This window comes from Marinifilum sp. (genome assembly GCF_965230805.1).
Classification (GTDB): Bacteria; Bacteroidota; Bacteroidia; order Bacteroidales; family Marinifilaceae; genus Marinifilum.
Map to the genome: position 1 here is coordinate 1,804,358 of NZ_OZ246019.1, position 19,914 is coordinate 1,824,271.

General features: G+C 37.2%; 19 protein-coding genes. 5 read left to right on the top strand and 14 right to left on the bottom strand.

All coding sequences use genetic code 11. The features are described from left to right. Nucleotides 1–717 precede the first annotated feature (717 nt). Together ACO05S_RS07145 and ACO05S_RS07150 are read right to left on the bottom strand one after the other, a co-directional pair. Nucleotides 718–1,707, bottom strand: a complete 990-nt coding sequence (locus tag ACO05S_RS07145; protein ID WP_421920833.1) for a GSCFA domain-containing protein — start codon at nucleotides 1,705–1,707, stop codon at nucleotides 718–720. Nucleotides 1,708–1,713: 6 nt separating this feature from the next. Next, on the bottom strand, nucleotides 1,714–2,550 hold the full coding sequence (locus ACO05S_RS07150; protein ID WP_421920834.1) for an alpha/beta hydrolase: 837 nt from the start codon (nucleotides 2,548–2,550) through the stop codon (nucleotides 1,714–1,716). Between the two features lie 47 nt (nucleotides 2,551–2,597). Between ACO05S_RS07150 and ACO05S_RS07155 the strand changes: the two genes are divergently transcribed. After that, nucleotides 2,598–2,858, top strand: a complete 261-nt coding sequence (locus ACO05S_RS07155) for a YjbQ family protein (RefSeq protein WP_421920835.1) — start codon at nucleotides 2,598–2,600, stop codon at nucleotides 2,856–2,858. Between the two features lie 131 nt (nucleotides 2,859–2,989). Here the strand turns inward: ACO05S_RS07155 and queG are convergent, their stop codons facing one another. From queG to sufB, 7 genes are all read right to left on the bottom strand, one after another. Further along, nucleotides 2,990–3,922 (bottom strand): tRNA epoxyqueuosine(34) reductase QueG, encoded by a 933-nt coding sequence (queG, locus tag ACO05S_RS07160; protein WP_421920836.1) that lies wholly within the window; start codon nucleotides 3,920–3,922, stop codon nucleotides 2,990–2,992. A gap of 105 nt (nucleotides 3,923–4,027) precedes the next feature. After that, nucleotides 4,028–4,339: a metal-sulfur cluster assembly factor gene (locus ACO05S_RS07165; protein ID WP_421920837.1), complete on the bottom strand. Its 312-nt coding sequence runs from the start codon at nucleotides 4,337–4,339 to the stop codon at nucleotides 4,028–4,030. 8 nt (nucleotides 4,340–4,347) lie between these two features. After that, nucleotides 4,348–4,767 (bottom strand): SufE family protein, encoded by a 420-nt coding sequence (locus tag ACO05S_RS07170; protein WP_421920838.1) that lies wholly within the window; start codon nucleotides 4,765–4,767, stop codon nucleotides 4,348–4,350. A 75-nt stretch (nucleotides 4,768–4,842) separates the two neighbouring features. Next, nucleotides 4,843–6,066 (bottom strand): aminotransferase class V-fold PLP-dependent enzyme, encoded by a 1,224-nt coding sequence (locus ACO05S_RS07175; protein WP_421920839.1) that lies wholly within the window; start codon nucleotides 6,064–6,066, stop codon nucleotides 4,843–4,845. A 7-nt stretch (nucleotides 6,067–6,073) separates the two neighbouring features. Beyond that, nucleotides 6,074–7,435, bottom strand: coding sequence for a Fe-S cluster assembly protein SufD (sufD, locus tag ACO05S_RS07180; RefSeq protein ID WP_421920840.1), 1,362 nt, complete (start codon nucleotides 7,433–7,435; stop codon nucleotides 6,074–6,076). 81 nt (nucleotides 7,436–7,516) lie between these two features. Next, a complete protein-coding gene (sufC, locus tag ACO05S_RS07185; RefSeq protein WP_421920841.1) occupies nucleotides 7,517–8,269 on the bottom strand; it encodes a Fe-S cluster assembly ATPase SufC in 753 nt (250 codons plus the stop codon). A 153-nt stretch (nucleotides 8,270–8,422) separates the two neighbouring features. Continuing rightward, nucleotides 8,423–9,874, bottom strand: a complete 1,452-nt coding sequence (gene sufB / locus ACO05S_RS07190; protein ID WP_421920842.1) for a Fe-S cluster assembly protein SufB — start codon at nucleotides 9,872–9,874, stop codon at nucleotides 8,423–8,425. Between the two features lie 542 nt (nucleotides 9,875–10,416). Between sufB and ACO05S_RS07195 the strand changes: the two genes are divergently transcribed. The 3 genes from ACO05S_RS07195 to thiL all read left to right on the top strand — a co-directional run bounded on the left by ACO05S_RS07195 (nucleotide 10,417) and on the right by thiL (nucleotide 12,863). Then, nucleotides 10,417–10,614, top strand: coding sequence for a hypothetical protein (locus ACO05S_RS07195; RefSeq protein ID WP_421920843.1), 198 nt, complete (start codon nucleotides 10,417–10,419; stop codon nucleotides 10,612–10,614). A gap of 257 nt (nucleotides 10,615–10,871) precedes the next feature. Next, complete coding sequence (locus ACO05S_RS07200; protein ID WP_421920844.1) at nucleotides 10,872–11,360, top strand: hypothetical protein; 489 nt, start codon at nucleotides 10,872–10,874, stop codon at nucleotides 11,358–11,360. Between the two features lie 456 nt (nucleotides 11,361–11,816). After that, nucleotides 11,817–12,863 (top strand): thiamine-phosphate kinase, encoded by a 1,047-nt coding sequence (gene thiL, locus ACO05S_RS07205; RefSeq protein WP_421920845.1) that lies wholly within the window; start codon nucleotides 11,817–11,819, stop codon nucleotides 12,861–12,863. A gap of 209 nt (nucleotides 12,864–13,072) precedes the next feature. Here the strand turns inward: thiL and ACO05S_RS07210 are convergent, their stop codons facing one another. From ACO05S_RS07210 to ACO05S_RS07230, 5 genes are all read right to left on the bottom strand, one after another. After that, nucleotides 13,073–13,528, bottom strand: a complete 456-nt coding sequence (locus ACO05S_RS07210) for a transposase (protein ID WP_421920846.1) — start codon at nucleotides 13,526–13,528, stop codon at nucleotides 13,073–13,075. 690 nt (nucleotides 13,529–14,218) lie between these two features. Continuing rightward, nucleotides 14,219–15,001, bottom strand: coding sequence for an acyl-ACP--UDP-N-acetylglucosamine O-acyltransferase (lpxA, locus tag ACO05S_RS07215; RefSeq protein WP_421920847.1), 783 nt, complete (start codon nucleotides 14,999–15,001; stop codon nucleotides 14,219–14,221). A gap of 66 nt (nucleotides 15,002–15,067) precedes the next feature. After that, nucleotides 15,068–16,459: a bifunctional UDP-3-O-[3-hydroxymyristoyl] N-acetylglucosamine deacetylase/3-hydroxyacyl-ACP dehydratase gene (locus ACO05S_RS07220; RefSeq protein WP_421920848.1), complete on the bottom strand. Its 1,392-nt coding sequence runs from the start codon at nucleotides 16,457–16,459 to the stop codon at nucleotides 15,068–15,070. 39 nt (nucleotides 16,460–16,498) lie between these two features. Further along, entirely contained in the window at nucleotides 16,499–17,539 is a 1,041-nt protein-coding gene (lpxD, locus tag ACO05S_RS07225) for a UDP-3-O-(3-hydroxymyristoyl)glucosamine N-acyltransferase (RefSeq protein WP_421920849.1), read from the bottom strand. Nucleotides 17,540–17,767: 228 nt separating this feature from the next. Further along, nucleotides 17,768–19,027, bottom strand: coding sequence for an HD domain-containing protein (locus ACO05S_RS07230; protein ID WP_421920850.1), 1,260 nt, complete (start codon nucleotides 19,025–19,027; stop codon nucleotides 17,768–17,770). 416 nt (nucleotides 19,028–19,443) lie between these two features. Here ACO05S_RS07230 and rimP point away from each other — a divergent pair, with 416 nt between their 5' ends. Then, nucleotides 19,444–19,908 carry a ribosome assembly cofactor RimP gene (gene rimP, locus ACO05S_RS07235; RefSeq protein ID WP_421920851.1) on the top strand — a complete coding sequence of 155 codons (465 nt, stop codon included), beginning with the start codon at nucleotides 19,444–19,446 and terminating at the stop codon, nucleotides 19,906–19,908. Nucleotides 19,909–19,914: the final 6 nt, after the last annotated feature.

The following is a 19,914-nucleotide window of genomic DNA, read 5'->3' on the forward strand; positions in this document are numbered from 1 at the left end:
CTCATTCAGATTATCAAAGTTTAATGGTAATTTTTTATTGACAAGGTTGTATTCTTGTTTTTACCTAACTTCTTGTTTTCAATATTTTCAAAGAACGTTCCGTTCTGCTTTTTTCCTTCTAAACCCCCTGAAAAATCAGGCGGAAAAGCGAGTGCAAAGATAAATAAAACTTTCTCCTAAATCCAAATAAAATTTGAAATATTTTTGAAGTTTTTCTTACCCGATGCGATCTCCATCAGATCAGCACCTCACTCACAAAACTCTTTCTTACTCCTCCCGTTTGAGAAGCGGCTGCAAAGATAAATACTTTTAATTTATAATTGCAAATGTTTTTTAACTTTTTTTTCAAGCCTCATCCTCTCGAAAGCCTCATAGATACTAGTGCTCCAAAGAATCATCTCTCGTTAAAAGCGGCTGCAAAGATAAACGTTTTATTTTTACAATTCCAAAACTTTTTCAAAAAAAATCTAAAACTTTTCAAAATTGTAATTGCTATCTAAAATGTTATCGTGGATAAACCACTCCAAAATCCCTCAAGAATTACTCTAACGCCTTACCCTTGTAAAGCGGGTGCAAAGATAACTGAAAATAATTCCTAATTCCAAATTAAAACTTCAAGTTTATTGGCAAAAATAAATAGCTGCCTGAAAATCAGTAGCTATTTTTTTATGTGGAAAGGGAACTCCAAATTACGAAATCTAGTTGAGAAAGTCCAACTTAATTTTGAAGATTTTTTCGCATTAACTTTCTCTCCTCCTCAAATGATAGATTTGGCAGTTGTTTCTCCAAAATTTCCATCCCAGAAATGGTATTTTGAATAAATTTTTGATGCGATTCGGTGTCTGGATTAAACGGACGATGTTCTGCTGCGGAGATCATCTTTTTAATTTTTTTCATGTAATCTTTTGTTGGCTTATCCATATATACATCGGTAAAACGAGACCATATGTAGTTTACCGAAGTAGAATTCATGTGGATCATATCTTCATGATAGTACCTGTAATCTCTTAGTTCATCCATCACAATTTCGTAGGAAGGGAAATAGCTCACATGATCGAACAACTGAACCAACTGATTAATAGCCAACAGCAAAGTAGATTTACTCAACTGGTTGCCATGGGGACCATCTTTCCAATGACGAATTGGACTTACGGTAAAAACAATTTTTAAATGTGGATTGAAAAGAGATAAGGACAGGATCAAATCTTTATAGAATCGGACTATTTCGTCTACCTCTAAACGGTATCGATTAAATGATTTGGCCGATTGCTTGTGGCAATTGGAAACTATCTTTCCCGAATCAATCAGTTCATATACCCAGGAAGTACCAAATGTGATAAATAAAATATCTGCTGTAGCGAGATCCAGGGATGCCGATTGCATTTGTGTATTGATCTTTTTTAAGCATTCGTCAGAAGAAAGGGATGAAAAACTACCATGATGTGAGTAACTAAAGTATAAATCGTTGGCGAAATTCAGATCCTCTTCGGCGAATGTTTTGTTCTCGATTAGGAGTTGAAGGCTGTTCCCCACACTTATGGGGTTGTAAATTACTCCAAATGGATTCAGGCTTGTGTTGAATTTGTTTTGTACAAGCAGTTTCCCGATGTTCTCGACAAAACAAGAACCCAACATTAGTATTTTTGAATGGTAGGAAATCTTATAATCTGATTCCGGAATTTCAACAATCGTTCTGAACTGATCCATGGTCAACTATTTCTTGAGTAGTTTATTAATCCAATCGCAAATATAATCGAACACTTCCTGATTGAATGGTTCGTTGTGTAATTCATGGAAAGCTTTTTTCCATAACTTAAAGGTACAGTTTTCCTGATTCTTACTTGCAAAAAGTTCACTCACAGCAGAATCAGTTATTTCATCCTCATCGCCATGAATTAGCAGCAAAGGCTTTTTAATTTTTTGATTTGAATTCAAAATCAAATAACCTGCATCGTAAGCCCCCATAAACAAACGAAAAGATACCCAATGATGAACAAACTCATCTTCATCGTATTTTCGGCCAACTTCCCGATCATGCGATAACATACTTGAATCGAATTTTGTTTTGAGCCTGAATTGAGGAATGAGTGCATTAAAAAACCTGAGCAATGGAATGAGATTTTTTGGTGGTGCTGCTTGTGAAATGATCCAAGGGGAGGTTGAAATGACACCAATATAATTGCCAGTTCTCTTTAACAAGTGATTCAACACTTCTCCGCCTCCCATGCTATGCCCGTACAAAACAGTGGATAAATTGGGATATTTTTTCTCTGCTGTTTCCAAAACCAAATCGATATCCTTCATGAAATCTTCATAAGAAGAAATCACTCCTCTCTTTCCTTCGGATAATCCATGACCTCTTTGATCGTAGGACATCAGAGCAAATCCCTTACTCACAAATTTTTCTGCCCAATGCAAGTACCTCGAACTGTGCTCGCCAATGCCATGCACCAATACAACAAGCGCTTTGATTTCCTCGTTGGGAAGAAACTCCTGTACAAATAGTTGGGTATGATCGTGAGCCTGAAGATGGAAAATTTTGTGTTGCATTGAAAGAATGATTTGTATTGATTAAATGATATAAAAGTAGAAAGAAAATGCAAAAACAAATCATAATTCGCACCGATAAGCACAATGCTTTGTACGATATTATTTTGCAGCTTGAAAAAACTCTTGCAGAAAGTTGCATTCAATCTGGAGTTGTAAATGGATATGCACAGGTAGCAACTGCCGCAATCATGATACAGGAGAACTGGAAAGATTCCGAGCAAAACGATGTGGTGAAACTTCTGAAAAAGCGAACCCCTTCAAGGGTTTGGGAGCACGATACCCGGGTAGTAATGGCAATTCGCATTTAAAAGCCAGAATTGTTGATCCGAGTGAATGCATTCCTATTGTTCAGGGCAAAATAGGTTTGTCGACCTGGTAAGCTATTTTCTTTTGTGAATTTGATAATCCCCGAGAGGAGAGAAATATTATTGTGAGTTGTTTAGAAATCCAGAAAATCAAGATTTCGTTTGATTCCTTTAAATTTTGTTCTCTTGACAGCCGAATTTCTGAATATTTCGCCAAATTTATGTGCATCCATTTGCTGCCAATCGTCTTTTGACATGCTTAACAAATCGGGATTAGGTTCGAATTCGGGAACCTGATGAGCTTTCGACATGCGATTCCACGGACATACATCCTGGCAAATATCGCAGCCAAAGACCCTATTTTCGAATTTTCCCTTTTCTTCGACTGGAATATCTCCTTTTAATTCGATGGTATAATAAGAAATGCATTTGCTGCCGTTCACTACGTAAGGTTCAGTGATGGCTCCTGTTGGACAAGATCGGATACAGCGATTGCATCCACCGCAAAAATCGGCATAAGTAGGATTTTCGTATTCCAGTTCCATATCCAGAAACAATTCACCTAGGAAAAGGAAGGAACCAATTTTTCGATTAATGAGGAGTGAATTTTTCCCAATCCAACCCAAGCCGGCTTTTTTTGCCCATGCATGTTCGAGCACAGGAGCCGAATCGACAAATGCACGACCCGAGACTTTGCCTATTTCTGTATTGACATATTCGAGTAGCCGATTTAATTTATCCTTAAGGACAAAATGATAATCTTTCCCGTAGGCATATTTGGCAATGATAGGCGCCTGTGGATCGGTCTGTTGTTCTTTTGGGAAGTAATTTAAGCCCACAACAACAATGGACTTTGTATTTTCGAACAAGAGTCTTGGATCCAAACGCTTCTCGATATTGTTCGCCATATAGCCCATTTCGCCATGATAGCCCTTATCTATCCATAAAAGGAATTTTTCTTTTTCATCTTCCAGCAGTTCTGCCTTTACAATTCCGCACAAATCCAACCCAAGTTCTTTTGCCTTGGACTTTATCAGGTTTGATTTTGCTGTAAGAGCTAGATTCATTTTTTAAGTGTGAATAATAGAGACCTAACATGCTAGATCTTTACATGAGACACTATTTGCATAAATACAAAAAAGGACTGTAAAAACAGTCCTTTTAAAAATTTCTTAAAGAAAACCCAATTCGAGTTTTGCTTCCTCTGTCATCATATCTTTATCCCAGGGAGGGTCAAATGTAAGCACAACCGTTACATCCTCGACCATTGGCAGAGCCTTGACTTTCTCATTTACCTCTTCTAAAATCTGATCGGCCATCGGACAGTTAGGAGCAGTAAGAGTCATCAATACCTTTACTTCATCTTCTTCATAAAAGTCGATCTCGTAAATCAATCCCAGGTCGTAGATATTTACCGGGATCTCCGGATCGTAGATGGTTTTTAGAACCTCAACGATTATTCCTTCTGTTTCCTTTTTTCCCATCTTGCATTTTATTTTACATGATTGAAAGCAATTCCGTACATCTTAATTTGCTTCACCATTGATACCAAACCATTCGATCTGGTTGGTGAAAGATGCTGTTTTAAACCAATTTCATCAATAAAGTTCAAATCAGCATTCATAATATCTTCAGGAGATTGATTGTTGAACACTCTGATTAACAATGCAGCAATTCCTTTTACAATTATTGCATCGCTATCAGCTTCAAGCTTCACTTTTCCTTCTTCCAAACATGCATTGAACCAAACTTTCGATTGACAACCTTTAATCAAATTCTGATCGGTTTGGTACTTTGCATCCAATCCCTGCAAATCGGTTCCCAACTCGATTAGATATGCATATTTGTCCATCCAATCTTCGAATCCTGCAAATTCTTCAATAATTTCTTCCTGAATCTCGTTTATTGTCATTTCTCTAATAGTACTTAGTAAGCAGTATTTAGTAACTAGTTTTTAGAATTAAATACTCTATTTATTTTAATGGCACTAATGTACAAACATTTTGCAAACTTTTAGGATGCCATTATAAAGGGCATCGATTTCATCCTTTGTATTATAGAACGAAAAGGATGCACGAACGGTTCCATCGATACCAAAATGTTGCATAACCGGTTCGGTACAATGTGTTCCGGTTCGAACGGCAATTCCCATCTGATCTAAAAGCATTCCCATGTCGTAGAAATGAATTCCATCAACAAGGAAAGAGATTACAGATGTTTTGTGTTCGGCAGTTCCATATATTTTTAGTCCGTCGATACTTGATAATTTTTTGGTTGCATAAGCCAGCAGTTCCTGTTCGTATGCATCGATATTTTCGAGACCTATATTTTCTACATACTCAATGGCTGCACCCAATCCTATCGCATTAATATAATTAGGGGTACCTGCTTCGAATTTAAATGGCAATTCGTTGAAAGTTGTTCCTTCGAATCGAACCTCTTTAATCATTTCTCCACCACCTTGCCATGGAGGCATTTCGTTCAGTAAATCCTCCTTACCATACAAAACACCAATTCCTGTAGGGCCATATAATTTGTGACCAGAGAACACCAAAAAGTCGACATCCCATTCCTGCACATCCACTTTTACATGCTGCACCGATTGGGCAGCATCCACCAATATTTTTACTCCTCGTGCATGAGTGATATCGATAATCCTTTTGATTGGATTGATAGTTCCCAATGAATTGGAGATGTGATTTACTGCTACAATCTTGGTTCTGTCAGTAATCATATCATCCAGCTGATCAACAAGTAGCTCACCATTATCACTAAAAGGAAGAACTTTCAATACAGCATTTTTTCTCTCACAAACCAGTTGCCATGGAACAATGTTAGAATGATGCTCCATTTCAGAAACAATCACCTCATCTCCTTCACTGATATATCTATCCGCAAAAGAATTGGCAACAAGATTTACCGATTCGGTAGTACCTCGGGTAAAAATTATTTCGTGAAGATATTCTGCATTGATGAATTTCTGCACAATTTTACGCGCATTCTCGTTTCCATCGGTAGATTTATTACTCAAGTAATGAACCCCTCGGTGAATATTAGAATTGTACTTGTAATAATACTTCACCATTTCATCGATTACCTGCCTAGGTTTTTGAGTGGTTGCAGCATTATCGAAGTACACAAGATCTTTTCCATGTACTTTTTCTTGAAGTATCGGAAAATCTTTACGTATTTTTTGAATGTCTATGGTCATTCTATATTTAATTGTTGCAAGCTATTGCGCAAGTATTACATTTTGAGATTTCTCCACGTAATCTTTTATCAACCAATTCGTCAATTCTTTCTTTCAAAGGCTCAACCCTGATTTTCTCGATAATTTCGTGAGCAAAAGCAAACATCAACATCTGACGGGCTTCTTTCTCCTCGATACCTCTTGCACGCAAGTAGAACAATGCATCCTCGTCCATTTGACCTACGGTTGCACCATGGCTACATTTCACATCATCAGCATCGATTACCAATTGCGGCTTGGTGTTGATCACCGCATCAGCCGAAAGCAACAAGTTGTTGTTAGACTGATAAGCCTGAGTTTGCTGCGCATCTCTTCTAACGAAAATCCTACCTGCAAAAGCTCCCGAAGCCTGGTCGTCCATCACTCCTTTAAAGTGCTCGTTACTCAAACAGTTTGCTTTGGCATGATCAATTGAAGTAAAGTTATCCACATGCTGATCGCGATCCATCAAATACATCCCAAAAGTATTGTTCTCGCAATGTTCCTCATCCAAAATCACATGATGATTGTTACGAATGGTTCCTCCGTACAGAGAAATGGTATTCGACAATACATTTGATTGTGATTCCTGACGAATAAAAGTTGAATTCAAAATCACAGAATTTAAATGCTGATTTTGCAAGGTATACAAATCAAAAATTGCATTTCTAGCCACATTAACTTCTGTAACCGAATTCGTTAAATATTTGTGATGAGTTAAGGTATGATCGCACACAATAATTTTTGCCTGTGCATTTTCTTCAACTACAATTAAGTTTCTTTGAGTAGCCATTAGGTCACGATCAGAACGAAGCAGGTTCACTACCTGAATCGGTTTCTCAATCACAACCCCTTTTGGCACGTAAATAAAAAATCCATCCTTAGCCAATGCAGTATTTAAGGCAACCACACCGTCTTCATCGGTTTTGGCATATTTGCCGTAATGCGCATTAAATATTTCAGGATATTTTTCCGCTGCTTCCTGAACACCACAAACAATCACTCCTTTTGGCAGTTCAGTAAACTCTTTATTATTTCCGTAGTACCAACCATTAGTCAACAACACCATATTGGTATCCAATTCAGGCACATCACACTGGAAAATCTCATTCAAATCAACATCAACCTGCTGATACTTAAGATTTACATTGTATGGATGATTAAAAGCCGGAATCAAATTGGTGTACTTGTAATTCTCGTTGGCACGAGTAGGCACGCCTAATTTTGAAAAGTCCTGAAATGCATTCTTGCGGGTTTCGTTCATAAGATCCGACGACCCCTCTAACAACAATTCATTTCCTTGACTAAACAAATCAGCGAAATCCTTATTTATTGAATTAATATCGGCCATATTTTTAGATATTAGATTTGAGATGTGAGATCTGAGATCTCAGATTTGAGATAAATCTTTCTCTGATCTCTTTACCATCAACTATTTCCCGTTCTCTTCTTTAATCCAGTCGTATCCTTTTTCTTCCAGTTCAAGAGCCAACTCTTTTCCTGCAGTTTTCACAATACGTCCATCATATAATACATGAACTACATCGGGAACAATGTAATCCAACAAACGCTGATAGTGAGTAATTACAATTGTTGCATTATCGCGTGTTTTTAATTTGTTCACACCATTTGCAACCACACGTAGTGCATCAATATCCAAACCTGAATCGGTTTCATCCAATACTGCCAATTTAGGCTCTAGCATTGCCATCTGGAAAATCTCATTTTTCTTCTTCTCTCCCCCCGAGAAACCTTCGTTAACCGAACGGTTTGTTAATTTAGAGTCGATATCAACCAATGATTTCTTCTCACGCATCAATTTTAAGAAGTCAGAAGCCGACAACGGTTCCAAACCTTTGTATTTACGATGCTCGTTTACGGCAGTTTTCATAAAATTTACGGTAGAAACTCCCGGTATTTCGATAGGGTACTGAAATCCCAGAAAAACACCTTCTTTGGCACGATCCTCAGGTTCCATATCCATAAGGTCTTTGCCCTGAAAATGAATTTCACCTTCTGTTACATCAAACAAATCTCTACCTGCCAAAACTGCAGCAAGAGTACTTTTACCGGCACCGTTAGGTCCCATTATTGCGTGAACTTCGCCTGGCTTAACATCCAGATTAATTCCTTTAAGGATATCTTTTCCTTCGATGGAAACGTGTAAATTCTTAATGCTTAACATTTCTATATTTAGCTTTTGGCCTTTAGCTATTGGCTATAGGCTATTTACATTTATAATTAAGATTTGAGAAATAAGACTTTAGATTTGAGCATTTCCCAACTTTACTCTTTAAATCAGCTAAAAGCTAACTGCCAATAGCTAATCGCTATATTTTTATCCTACCGAGCCTTCTAAACTGATTTGAAGCAGTTTCTGAGCTTCAACAGCAAACTCCATAGGCATTTTATTAATTACTTCTTTTGCATATCCGTTTACGATCAGACCAATTGCATCCTCGGTATTGATACCACGTTGGTTACAATAAAAGATCTGATCTTCACCAATTTTGGAAGTCGTAGCTTCGTGCTCTACCTTAGCCGACTGGTTTCCAATTTCGAGATATGGGAAAGTATGAGCTCCACACTTATCTCCTAAAAGTAAAGAATCACACTGCGAGAAGTTTCGTGCTCCTTCACAATTTTTAACAACCTTCACCAATCCTCTGTACGAGTTATTACTCTTCCCTGCCGAAATCCCTTTCGAGATAATGGTAGACTTGGTATTGTTACCAATATGAATCATTTTGGTTCCTGTGTCGGCCTGCTGGTGGTTGTTGGTTACCGCAACCGAATAGAACTCACTCGATGAACCATCACCTTTTAAAATGGTAGAAGGATATTTCCATGTTACGGCAGAACCAGTCTCAACCTGAGCCCACATCAATTTCGAGTTCACCCCTTCACAAATACCACGCTTGGTTACAAAGTTGTAAATTCCTCCTTTACCATTCTTATCGCCAGGATACCAGTTCTGAACTGTTGAATATTTTACCTCTGCATTGTCTTTCACTATAATTTCGACAATAGCAGCATGCAGCTGGTTCTCATCGCGCATTGGTGCCGTACATCCTTCCAGGTAACTAACGTATGATTCATCCTCACATACAATCAAAGTTCTTTCGAACTGACCTGTATTTTCTGCATTAATACGGAAGTAGGTAGACAACTCCATTGGACAACGAACACCCTTAGGAATGTATACAAAAGAACCATCGGAGAATACCGCCGAGTTTAAAGCTGCATAAAAGTTATCCTGAATAGGAACCACGGTTCCCATATATTCCTGAATCAAATCAGGATGATCTTGAACTGCCTCGCTAAACGAACAGAAAATAATTCCTTTTTCTGCCAAAGCCTCTTTAAAAGTGGTTTTCACCGATGACGAGTCCATTACCACATCAACCGCCACATTGGCTAGAATTTTTTGCTCATCCAACGGAATACCCAACTTATCGAAAGTAGCACGTATTTCCGGATCAACATCATCCATACTCTCCAATTTTGCTTTTTGCTTTGGAGTAGAGTAGTATATGATATCCTGATAATCTATTTCAGGAATATCAAGATATGCCCACTTAGGCATTTTCATCGTTTTCCAATGACGGTAAGCTTTCAATCTAAAATCGAGCATGAACTTAGGCTCTTTCTTTTTAGCCGAGATCATGCGAATGATATCTTCATTCAATCCTTTACCTATGTCATCGTTCTCAATGTCGGTTACAAAGCCGTATTTGTATTCGCTCTCAGTAACCTCATTTAATATCTTATCTTGTTCTTCTTTCGCCATAATACCAAATATTAGATCCTGACCGATTTCATTCACTTTAGGGATATAAATTAAATACAAGTTAGTTTCAATTTTGTTCTCGAAACGATTCTTTCATAGGCCTTAAAAAACCAATGTTCTGCAACGCCATTAAGAATTTATGATGTATTCCCCTCAAGCCCCTCTGAAATCAAGTGCAAATATAAGAAAGTATTTAAATATCTTCATGATATGATGTAATAAAATACTTCCAAGTCTGTATTACCGGATCACCTATTTTTTTTAATGTCTTGATCCCTTTGCGTAAAAGGAATAGTTGCAAGTCAACAAGAAACTTTACCATTAAGAAAACCCGAAATAGGAAAACCCATTCATCCAATCAATCAATTTTTTACAGCAAATGAAAGCTTGAATTTACATAGTAATTGCCGAGTGATTTTCAACTCACAAACCTGATGCATGACGAATATTTTTATTTCGTTCATCAAAAAATGATTCGTACAGGGTTACCTTTTCGCATTTACAGGTATTAATGAATACAAATTAAATATTATAGGATTTTTATGAATTACGAAACAACTCTTAGCAGAGAAAAGCATTTAAAAGAATTAATCAAACAGGAAAGCACAGGAACACCTATCCAATTAGCAGCAAAATTAAACACATCAATCAGCACTGTATTCCGATTGATAAGGGCATTAAAACAAATGGGAGAACCCATTGTATATTCGAAAATTCGACAGACCTATTATTATAAATAATCCTTTATTTATTTAAAGTTTACGAACTTCTACATCCATTCTTATTTAGAATGGATTTTTTATTGATTATACACAAATCTTTTGTAAGCACTATTTAAATTGGATTTAATCAAGTTTTTTATTTTACAATGTAGACTTAATAAGAATAAGTAGGCTGTCACATAGTGATAGTTTACATACATAACTTGCTTGGCGAGTTCAATTAATTGAGTACGCATACAATTCACATTTTATAATAACCAATAAACTTATCCAAAATGAAAAACAACGACCTAATACAAGTAGTATTTACCGAAGAAGAATTGACCGAAATTCACAGTCATTTAGATGCACTAGTAGCCACATCGACAAGAGACGCTCCCGAACTATCGTCGGAAGAGAGAACTCTTTATGGGAAAATTAGTGGTCCAAACAAATTGCTGGTAGATAAGTCTTACCTGATCATGCTACAAAACCCAGGCTTGATACCCAAGTTTGTAAACATGGAAGAATTTGAACGAGATTTTAAGGCTCGCGAAGACATTGAAGCTATGCTGCAAAAGCTCGAAATCATTACCCGAAGATTGAGTGATACCAAAATCCTACTGGATAACGACAATTATCATGATACAATGGCATTCTATCGCGCCATTAGATATTACGCAAGTGAGCAAGAACAAATGGCTATACCAATCTACGAAGAACTAAAACAGTTCTTTCCGCACAAAAAGAAAGAAGAAACAAAAACTGATACTGAAAAGAACTAAATCCTCATCTCACCCTATTATTTTACAATCACGGAATCTTAACTACTTAAGGTTCCGTTTTGTTTTTATATACATGTAGATTGATAAAGAATGATAGAGCTTTAACAAACATCCTTATACCATAGCTTAGCATACTTCGAAGATTGATCCGCAAAGATAAAGGCTCGAATGGCAAAGCTCGAAGATTGATTTTCATGCTTCCATGATAGACAATCAAAGATAAAAGCATGATTTTCGATCTTCCAAGATTGATTGTCAAGCTTCAATCCGTACTTCCACCCAAAAGAAGCTTGAATTTCTATCTTCAACCAATCACTTCGATAAAAAGACCTAAGCAAAAGGCAAAAAATTATCGTTAAACTTTATCTGCAAAGTCGGGGAATAGTAGAAACCTGCCAGGTCAAATAATTTTCTCTACCTTTGCCTTCGAATTCAAAATATCGTAATTAGCATATCATGCAGGAAAACAAAGCACAAGGAACAGATATCTCAACATTGGGAGAGTTTGGTTTAATCAAGCAATTGACAAAGGGCATCGAAATAAAAAATAGTAGTACAAAAGTAGGTATTGGCGACGATGCTGCTGTTTTAGACTATCATAACAAAAAGACAGTGGTTACTACCGATTTATTGGTAGAGGGAATTCATTTCGATTTGATGTATACTCCCCTAAAGCACCTGGGTTACAAAAGTATTTCCGTTAATGTGTCGGATGTTTATGCCATGAATGCTTGTCCGAAACAAGTTACGGTTTCCATTGCCATTTCGAAACGTTTTACTGTGGAAGCCATTGAAGAGATTTATGACGGAATTCGCATGGCCTGCGAAAATTACAATGTTGATTTGATTGGCGGAGATACCACCTCGTCGCTTACCGGATTGTGCATTTCGGTAACTGCCATCGGCGAAGCTGAAGAGGATGAATTGGCTTACAGAAGTGGTGCTAAGGTGAACGACCTAATCTGCGTAAGCGGAAATTTAGGTGCTGCCTATGCTGGCTTGCAATTGTTGGAGCGCGAAAAAGCGATCTTCGAAAACAATCCGCACATGCAACCTGATTTATCGGGGCACGATTACATTTTGGAACGTCAGTTAAAGCCTGAGGCCAGAAAAGACATTTACGAAAGATTGAAAGAGGCTCAAATTATTCCTAGTTCGATGATTGATATTTCGGATGGTTTGTCATCAGAGTTGATGCACATTTGTGAGGAATCGAAAGTGGGATGTCAGATTTATGAGGAAAAAATTCCTGTTGACTATGAAACCCATAAAATGGCCGAAGAGTTGAACATGAATTACAGTACCTTCTCGCTAAATGGTGGGGAAGACTACGAATTGCTGTTCACAGTTCCATTAGACAAGTTTGATGATGTTGAGAAAATTGAAGATGTGAAGGTTATTGGACACATTACCGAAGCATCAAAAGGCATTTACATGATTACCCGTGACAATAGCGAAATCGCTTTGCAAGCCCAGGGGTGGAATCCTTTGAAGGAGGAGTAATAAATACCTCATTCTTTTCTGAAAAGATATTTTGAGTTCACAACTCAAATCAACCCGGGGAATTTCCTCGGGTTTTCTTTTATTTAGAAATTAAACTACCACTTCCTAACAGTAAGTTTAGTTGATTCGGACTGAAAGTCAGATTTAATTCAGCCCGAGGCATCGCCTTGGGTGATAAATCAATGGAAGGCTCGCCCTGTAAGGGCAAATTAATCTGTCCACAAATAGTCTTCATTATAATCTAAACCATACTCCTTTAAAAATAAGAGATATTCTTCTTGAAAACCCATTTTCTTATGGTGAGTTTCCTGGTTTTGTATGTACGCTTTAGTCTTGTCATGTAATGAAGAACTTACTGAGAATCCTGCGTACCCCGCTTGCCATGCAAATTTTGAATAAGCTGACCCTTTTGTTTTGATCCAGCGACTACTATGTCTTTTAACCTCTTCAACTAACTTCGCCAAAGTAATATTTTTAGACATCACACATAAAATATGCACATGATTGTCGACTCCATTTATGACAATTGGAATTGATTCATTGTCTTTGATTATTGCTCCCATATATGCATACAGTTCTGAACGAATTTCTTTTTTGATTTTAATGGTATTATGCTTCACATGAAAAATAATGTGCACATATAATTTTGAAAGTGATTGTGACATGAGATTTTAGTTTAAACTGCCCTTTCAGGGCGATCTTTAATTCATATTTTATAGCCCAATGCCTTGCTTTGGGCTGAAATAAAATTGCCACTTTGTGGCGTTAAAAACAACTAATAAGTTATTTAATTATAATTAATCCTTATTTAAAATTGAAACGAGCATGATTGAAATAATTATTAAACATACACGGTCATGATTATTATGATCTTGTGGCTTCCATCTGATGAATATAAAGAATGATAAACTGTTTAAGGCCTTACATTAGGCCGAATTAAACAGGCCGCTTCGTGGGGGTTCTAAAATTTAATCTCCTTAGTTTTGGGAATTAGGCTGAAAGCCTGATTTATTTTAGACCGAGACAGCGGCTCGGGAAATCAATCAATGAAGAATGCGCCCTGAAAGGGCAGCTAATCTATTTGTTGAATTGTTATAAACTGCCCTTTCAGGGCGATGGTTAATTATCGTTTTATGGTCGAATGAATTGCATTGGACCGAATTAAACTGGCCGCTTCGTGACATTAATCATTTGAATTAAACTCTATTCGTCCTATTATCGTTTTAATTAAATTGGTGAAACAAAAAAATGAGATCCTCTCACGCAGCTAATCTATTTGTTGAATTGTTATAAACTGCCCTTTCAGGGCGAGATCTCATTAAACTTTTTAATTTATATTCTAGCTTGCTTTGTGTTTACTCAGGGAAGTATCCTCTCATGATACCACGTTTTGAGTTTTTCACAAACAGAATAATTTCGTCACGCTCCGGTGATGCAGGCATTTCGGCTTCGATAGCTTCCAAAGCTGTAAAGTTGTTCATTCCTTTTTGGTAAAGGTATCGGTAAACATCCTGAATCTCGCGGATTTTTTCGTTTCCAAATTCACGACGACGCAAACCAATTGAGTTTACACCGATGTATGAAACCGGCTCGCGACCCGCTTTTACGAACGGAGGAATGTCTTTACGAACCAATGATCCGCCCGAAACCATTACATGCGATCCAATGTGAACAAATTGATGAACAGCCACCAAACCACTTAAAATAGCGTAATCGTCGATTACTACCTCTCCTGCAATTTGCGTTGCATTACCAATGATGCAGTTATTGCCTACAATACTATCGTGTGCAATGTGCACGTAAGCCATCAACAAACAGTTATCTCCAACAATGGTTTTGCCTTTTGCAGCAGTACCACGGTTAATGGTAACACACTCACGAATGGTTGTATTGTTTCCTATTTCAACGGTCGTTTTTTCGCCACGAAATTTTAAATCCTGCGGAATAGCGCCAATTACTGCACCAGGAAATACAGTACAGTTTTTTCCTATTCTGGTTCCTTCCAAAATAGTTGCATTCGAACCAATTCTTGTACCCTCCTCAATTACTACATTCTTATCGATAGTTACAAATGGCTCAATCACTACATTATCAGCTATTTTTGCCTCGGGATGTACATATGCTAACGGTTGCTTCATTTTCTTTGTATTAGGTGTTACACAAACTTCTGCAACATCAGAAATTTGCCTTGTAGTAGTTAATTTTTATTTATTTTTTGCGATTTGAGCCATAAACTCACCTTCGGCAACAACAGTATCGCCAACAAAAGCCAAACCGCGCATATTAGCAACGCCCCTACGAATTGGCGATAAAAACTGCAATTTAAAAATCAGAGTATCTCCGGGAACAACTTTTCTTCTGAATTTAATGTTGTTCTGAGTTAGGAAGTATGTTGAGTAATTCTCAGGATCATCAACCTGATTTAATACCAAAATACCACCACATTGAGCCATCGCTTCAACCATAAGAACCCCTGGCATTACAGGCTCCCCAGGGAAGTGTCCCACAAAGAAAGGCTCGTTCATAGAAACATTCTTTACCCCAACAATCGTATCTTCCTGAATGTCGATAATTTTATCAACCAACAAGAATGGAGGACGGTGAGGCAATAGCTTCATTACCCCGTTAATGTCTAACACAGGCTCTTGGTTTGGATCATAAGCCGGAACTGAATCTTTTCCCATTTCTTTTTTTATTCGTTTGATTAATAATTTTGCCATCTGGGTATTAGGGCCATGACCAGGACAAGAAGCAATCACTTTTCCTTTAATAAACTTACCACACAAGGCAAGGTCACCAATCACGTCTAATAATTTGTGCCGAGCACATTCATTTGCAAAGTAAAGCTCAAGATTACTCAGAATTCCTTCTTTTACTTCTACATGCTGATGGTCAAACAAGTCGGCAATACGATCCAACTCTTTTTGTTCCATCATTTGGTCCATGATAACAATTGCATTATCAAGATCTCCCCCTTTGACCAAATTGTTATTTAGCAGAAACTCCAATTCGCGTACGAAAACAAAAGTACGGCACATCGCAACTTCATCCTTATAATCGTTCAATGATGTTAATCGAGCATACTGATTGTTCAACACTTTTGAGTCGTAAGCAACCATAGTTTCAACGCTATACTCACTATCCGGCAGAATGGTTAATTCAGAACCACGGGCTTTATCTTTGTACACAATTGGCTCTTTTACTAGGTAATAATCCCTCTTAGCCTTTTGTTCCACAATTCCTACTTTCTCAATTCCCTCAACATAGAATTTTGCACTACCATCTAAAATAGGAGGTTCAGGAGAATTCATCTCAATCATACAGTTATCAACCTCCATTCCGTACAATGCCGAAAGGGCATGCTCTATGGTCTGAACTTTGCAGTCTCCTTTTTCCAATACAGTGCCTCGCGAAGTATCTCCAACGTAATCTGCAATTGCATCAATTACGGGTTCACCTTCTACATCCACTCTCTTAAACTTGTATCCATGATTTTCAGGAGCAGGCACAAATTTTATTGATACTTCCAAGCCTGTATGAAGCCCTTTTCCTGTTAAAGTAAATTCTTTCGCTAATGTTCTCTGCTTATCAGCCATACACAATTCAATATTTTTTCTTATTCCGGAAATGAATTCCTATTGATCCTCTTCCAGTTTCTTAACTTGTTTCTCCAAATCCATAATCTGCTCTCTCATTTTTGGCAGATTTTTAAACAATACATATGATTTTTGGTAAGGACCAAATTCGAATGCCGGCGATCCCTGAACAACTTCGCCTTGCTTTTTGATATTTCGACCAATACCCGATTGTGCAGCAATCTTCACCTCATCGGCTATCGACAAGTGACCCGCAATACCAACCTGACCCCCAAACATACAATGCTTTCCGATCTTAGAACTACCTGCAATCCCTGACTGGGAGGCTATTACAGTATTTTCATCAATTTCTACATTGTGAGCTACCTGAATCAGATTATCTAACTTCACTCCTTTTCGGATAATGGTAGATCCCATGGTTGCACGGTCGACACAAGTATTTGCTCCAATCTCAACATGATCCTCAAGAATCACATTTCCAACTTGCGGAACTTTTTTATAATCGTTGGCCGATGAAGGGGCAAAGCCGAAACCATCGGCACCAATCACCGAACCCGAATGTATGATACAATCCTTCCCAATTTTGCAATTCTCATAGATCTTAACACCTGAATTAAGAATTGTATTGTCTCCAATAATTACATTATCGCCGATATATGTGTGTGGATAAATTTTTACATTATTTCCAATCTTTACATTGCTACCAACATATGCAAAGGCTCCTACATAAATCTTCTCGCCAATTGTAGCCGATTTACTAACAAAAGAAGCTTGCTCAATACCCACTTTCTGAGGCTTGCTTTGTTCATACATTTCCAACAATTTGGCCAAAGCTTGATAGGCATCATCCACTCGAATTAAAGTAGCCTTAATTTCTTTGGCTGCATTAAAATCTTTGTTTACCAATACAATTGAAGAATTGGTTGTATAAATATGATGTTCGTACTTTGGATTTGCTAAAAAAGAAAGAGTTCCAGGCTTTCCTTCCTCAATTTTTGAAACATTGTTAACGGCAACCGAAGCATCGCCATCAACTTCACCCTGTAGAAAGTCTGCAATATCTTGCGCTGTAAAGTTCATTTGTTCTGCTTTTATCTCAGATTACAAGTTTGCCGGCTTATACCAGTATTATTTTCAAACTCATTTTTTATTAGGCACACATGGTCCAATATATCTGATTAATACGAAAAAAAATTTCTGCAAATCTAATAATTATTTAATGCCCATGAAATTTTTTTGCCTTGCAGACGGCAGATAACAAATATATACAACTGATTTAATGCTCTTTAAGACAAGGGAAATTAAACGTCACAATACATTTATCTTTGGATAACACAAATAGAATTTTTTGACCGTTTTTGAGAGCATGTCAATATTCATCATATCCGATGCTTCGGCAATATCACAAACAGATCCATCTTTATTAAGAATGTTAATATGATCTTCGGAGGAATATGCATTATTACTAATCATTCCATTAATCACAATAAAATCCAAAGCATGATCGGAACACCCAAAATAATTCTTAATTCCTGATCTCACTTTACAGATGTATTCTTGCGAAAATGGTGTTTTTTGCATTTCTATTTTAAACAACCTACGGTCTCTGATGCATTTGCACAGGTATGAGAGAACCCTATCCGAATGATTGGCCCATACCTTAATGGCTACCATAATGTCATCGTCGTCAAGCATAGCGAAAATATCCAAGGCACTATTTCCGTCAAACAGAGCCTTTTCACTTTCAAAATCATCAATTCCCACTTTATTGAACAGGAAATATCGCAAAGCAGGGGTAGCAAACAATTCCTCTCCACCTTCGGCCAAATATTTTGCCCGCTTCAATATATAAACCAACATTTCCTCTGCAGCAATTACTGTTTTGTGCAAATACACTTGCCAATACATCAGTCTTCGTGCAATCAAAAACTTTTCGATAGAATAGATGCCTTTCTCCTCAACTACCAGATTATCATTGCGAACATCCAACATTTTAATAATCCGGGCAGATCCTACCACACCTTCGGTAACTCCAGAAAAAAAGCTATCCCTCCTCAAATAATCAAGGCGATCCATATCAAGCTGGCTAGATACCAATTGATTCAAAAAACGCTTCGGGTATTGATGATTAAAAATTTGTATTGCGGTATCCAAATCACCTTCAAATTGCTTATTTAAACGATTCATTAACAATTCGGAAAGCCTTTCGTGAGTAATTCCATTAACGATGCTATATTCCAGGGCATGAGAGAATGGTCCGTGACCAATATCGTGGAGCAATATGGCTGCATGTACCGCCTCTGCCTCTTTATCCGTTATTTCATTGCCTTTGGATCGCAACACTTCAATAGCCATTCCCATTAAATGAGTAGCCCCTAATGCATGTTGAAATCTATTGTGAAATGCACCGGGAAAAACCAAATAGGTTAATCCCAATTGCTTGATTCTTCGTAAGCGCTGAAAGTAATGATGCTCGACCAGGTGATACGAAATGCCACTTGGAATATGAATAAATCCGTGAACCGGATCATTTACAATCTTTTTTTTAGGATTAAACTGTTCTGACATATCAATAAGAATTTGCTAGTAAACAAATGTATAAAAACCCAATATAAAAGCCTATACGCTAGTCATATTCAATCATCAAAGCAAATTCACCATACTGCTTCATCCCATCAAGCCACAGACAAACCATTTCAAGCGTTTCGCTATACGCTTGCCAGCTTCAAACTGACAAGCCCCAAAAAGCTTTTAAACGGATAATTATTTAGGAGACTGTTCCTTATAGATTTCTTATGCATAAGATTTTACCTCTAACTACCAATAAAAATCAAAAAATTTTTCTTTAGCAGTTAGAATACAATAATTTAGGGGAATGCCATTTGTTTTTTAAAACATTTATCTCTAATTTTGCATCGAAAAGTAAGAATAACGTGTACTTTAGGGGGCAGGAAGTCCCCTATTTTATTGACATTAACCGATATATGATTGATAAAAAAATTGTACTTGAAATTGTTGAAAAAGAAATTGCTAACACCGATCTGTTTATAGTGGAACTTAGCGTATCTGCAAGTAATACAATTTCGGTAATGATTGACAGCATGAATGGTGTTCCTATTAGCACCTGTATTGAGTTAAGTCGTGCAATTGAAAAGAACTTTGACCGCGAAATTGAAGATTTTGAACTACAAGTTGCTTCAGCGGGAATAGGTCAACCCTTTCAAGTAATTCAACAATACCACAAAAACATTGGGAAAGATGTTGAAGTACTTACCACCAACGGAATGAAACACAAAGGCAAGTTAATTACAGTTGGTGAAAACGAAATAGAAATTGAAGTTGAAGAAAAAGTAAAAGTTGAAGGAAAAAAGAAAAAACAAATTGTTGTTAGTCCTTATAGTTTTGCTTTTGATCAAATTAAATCAACAAAAGATATCATTACTTTTTAACAAGTA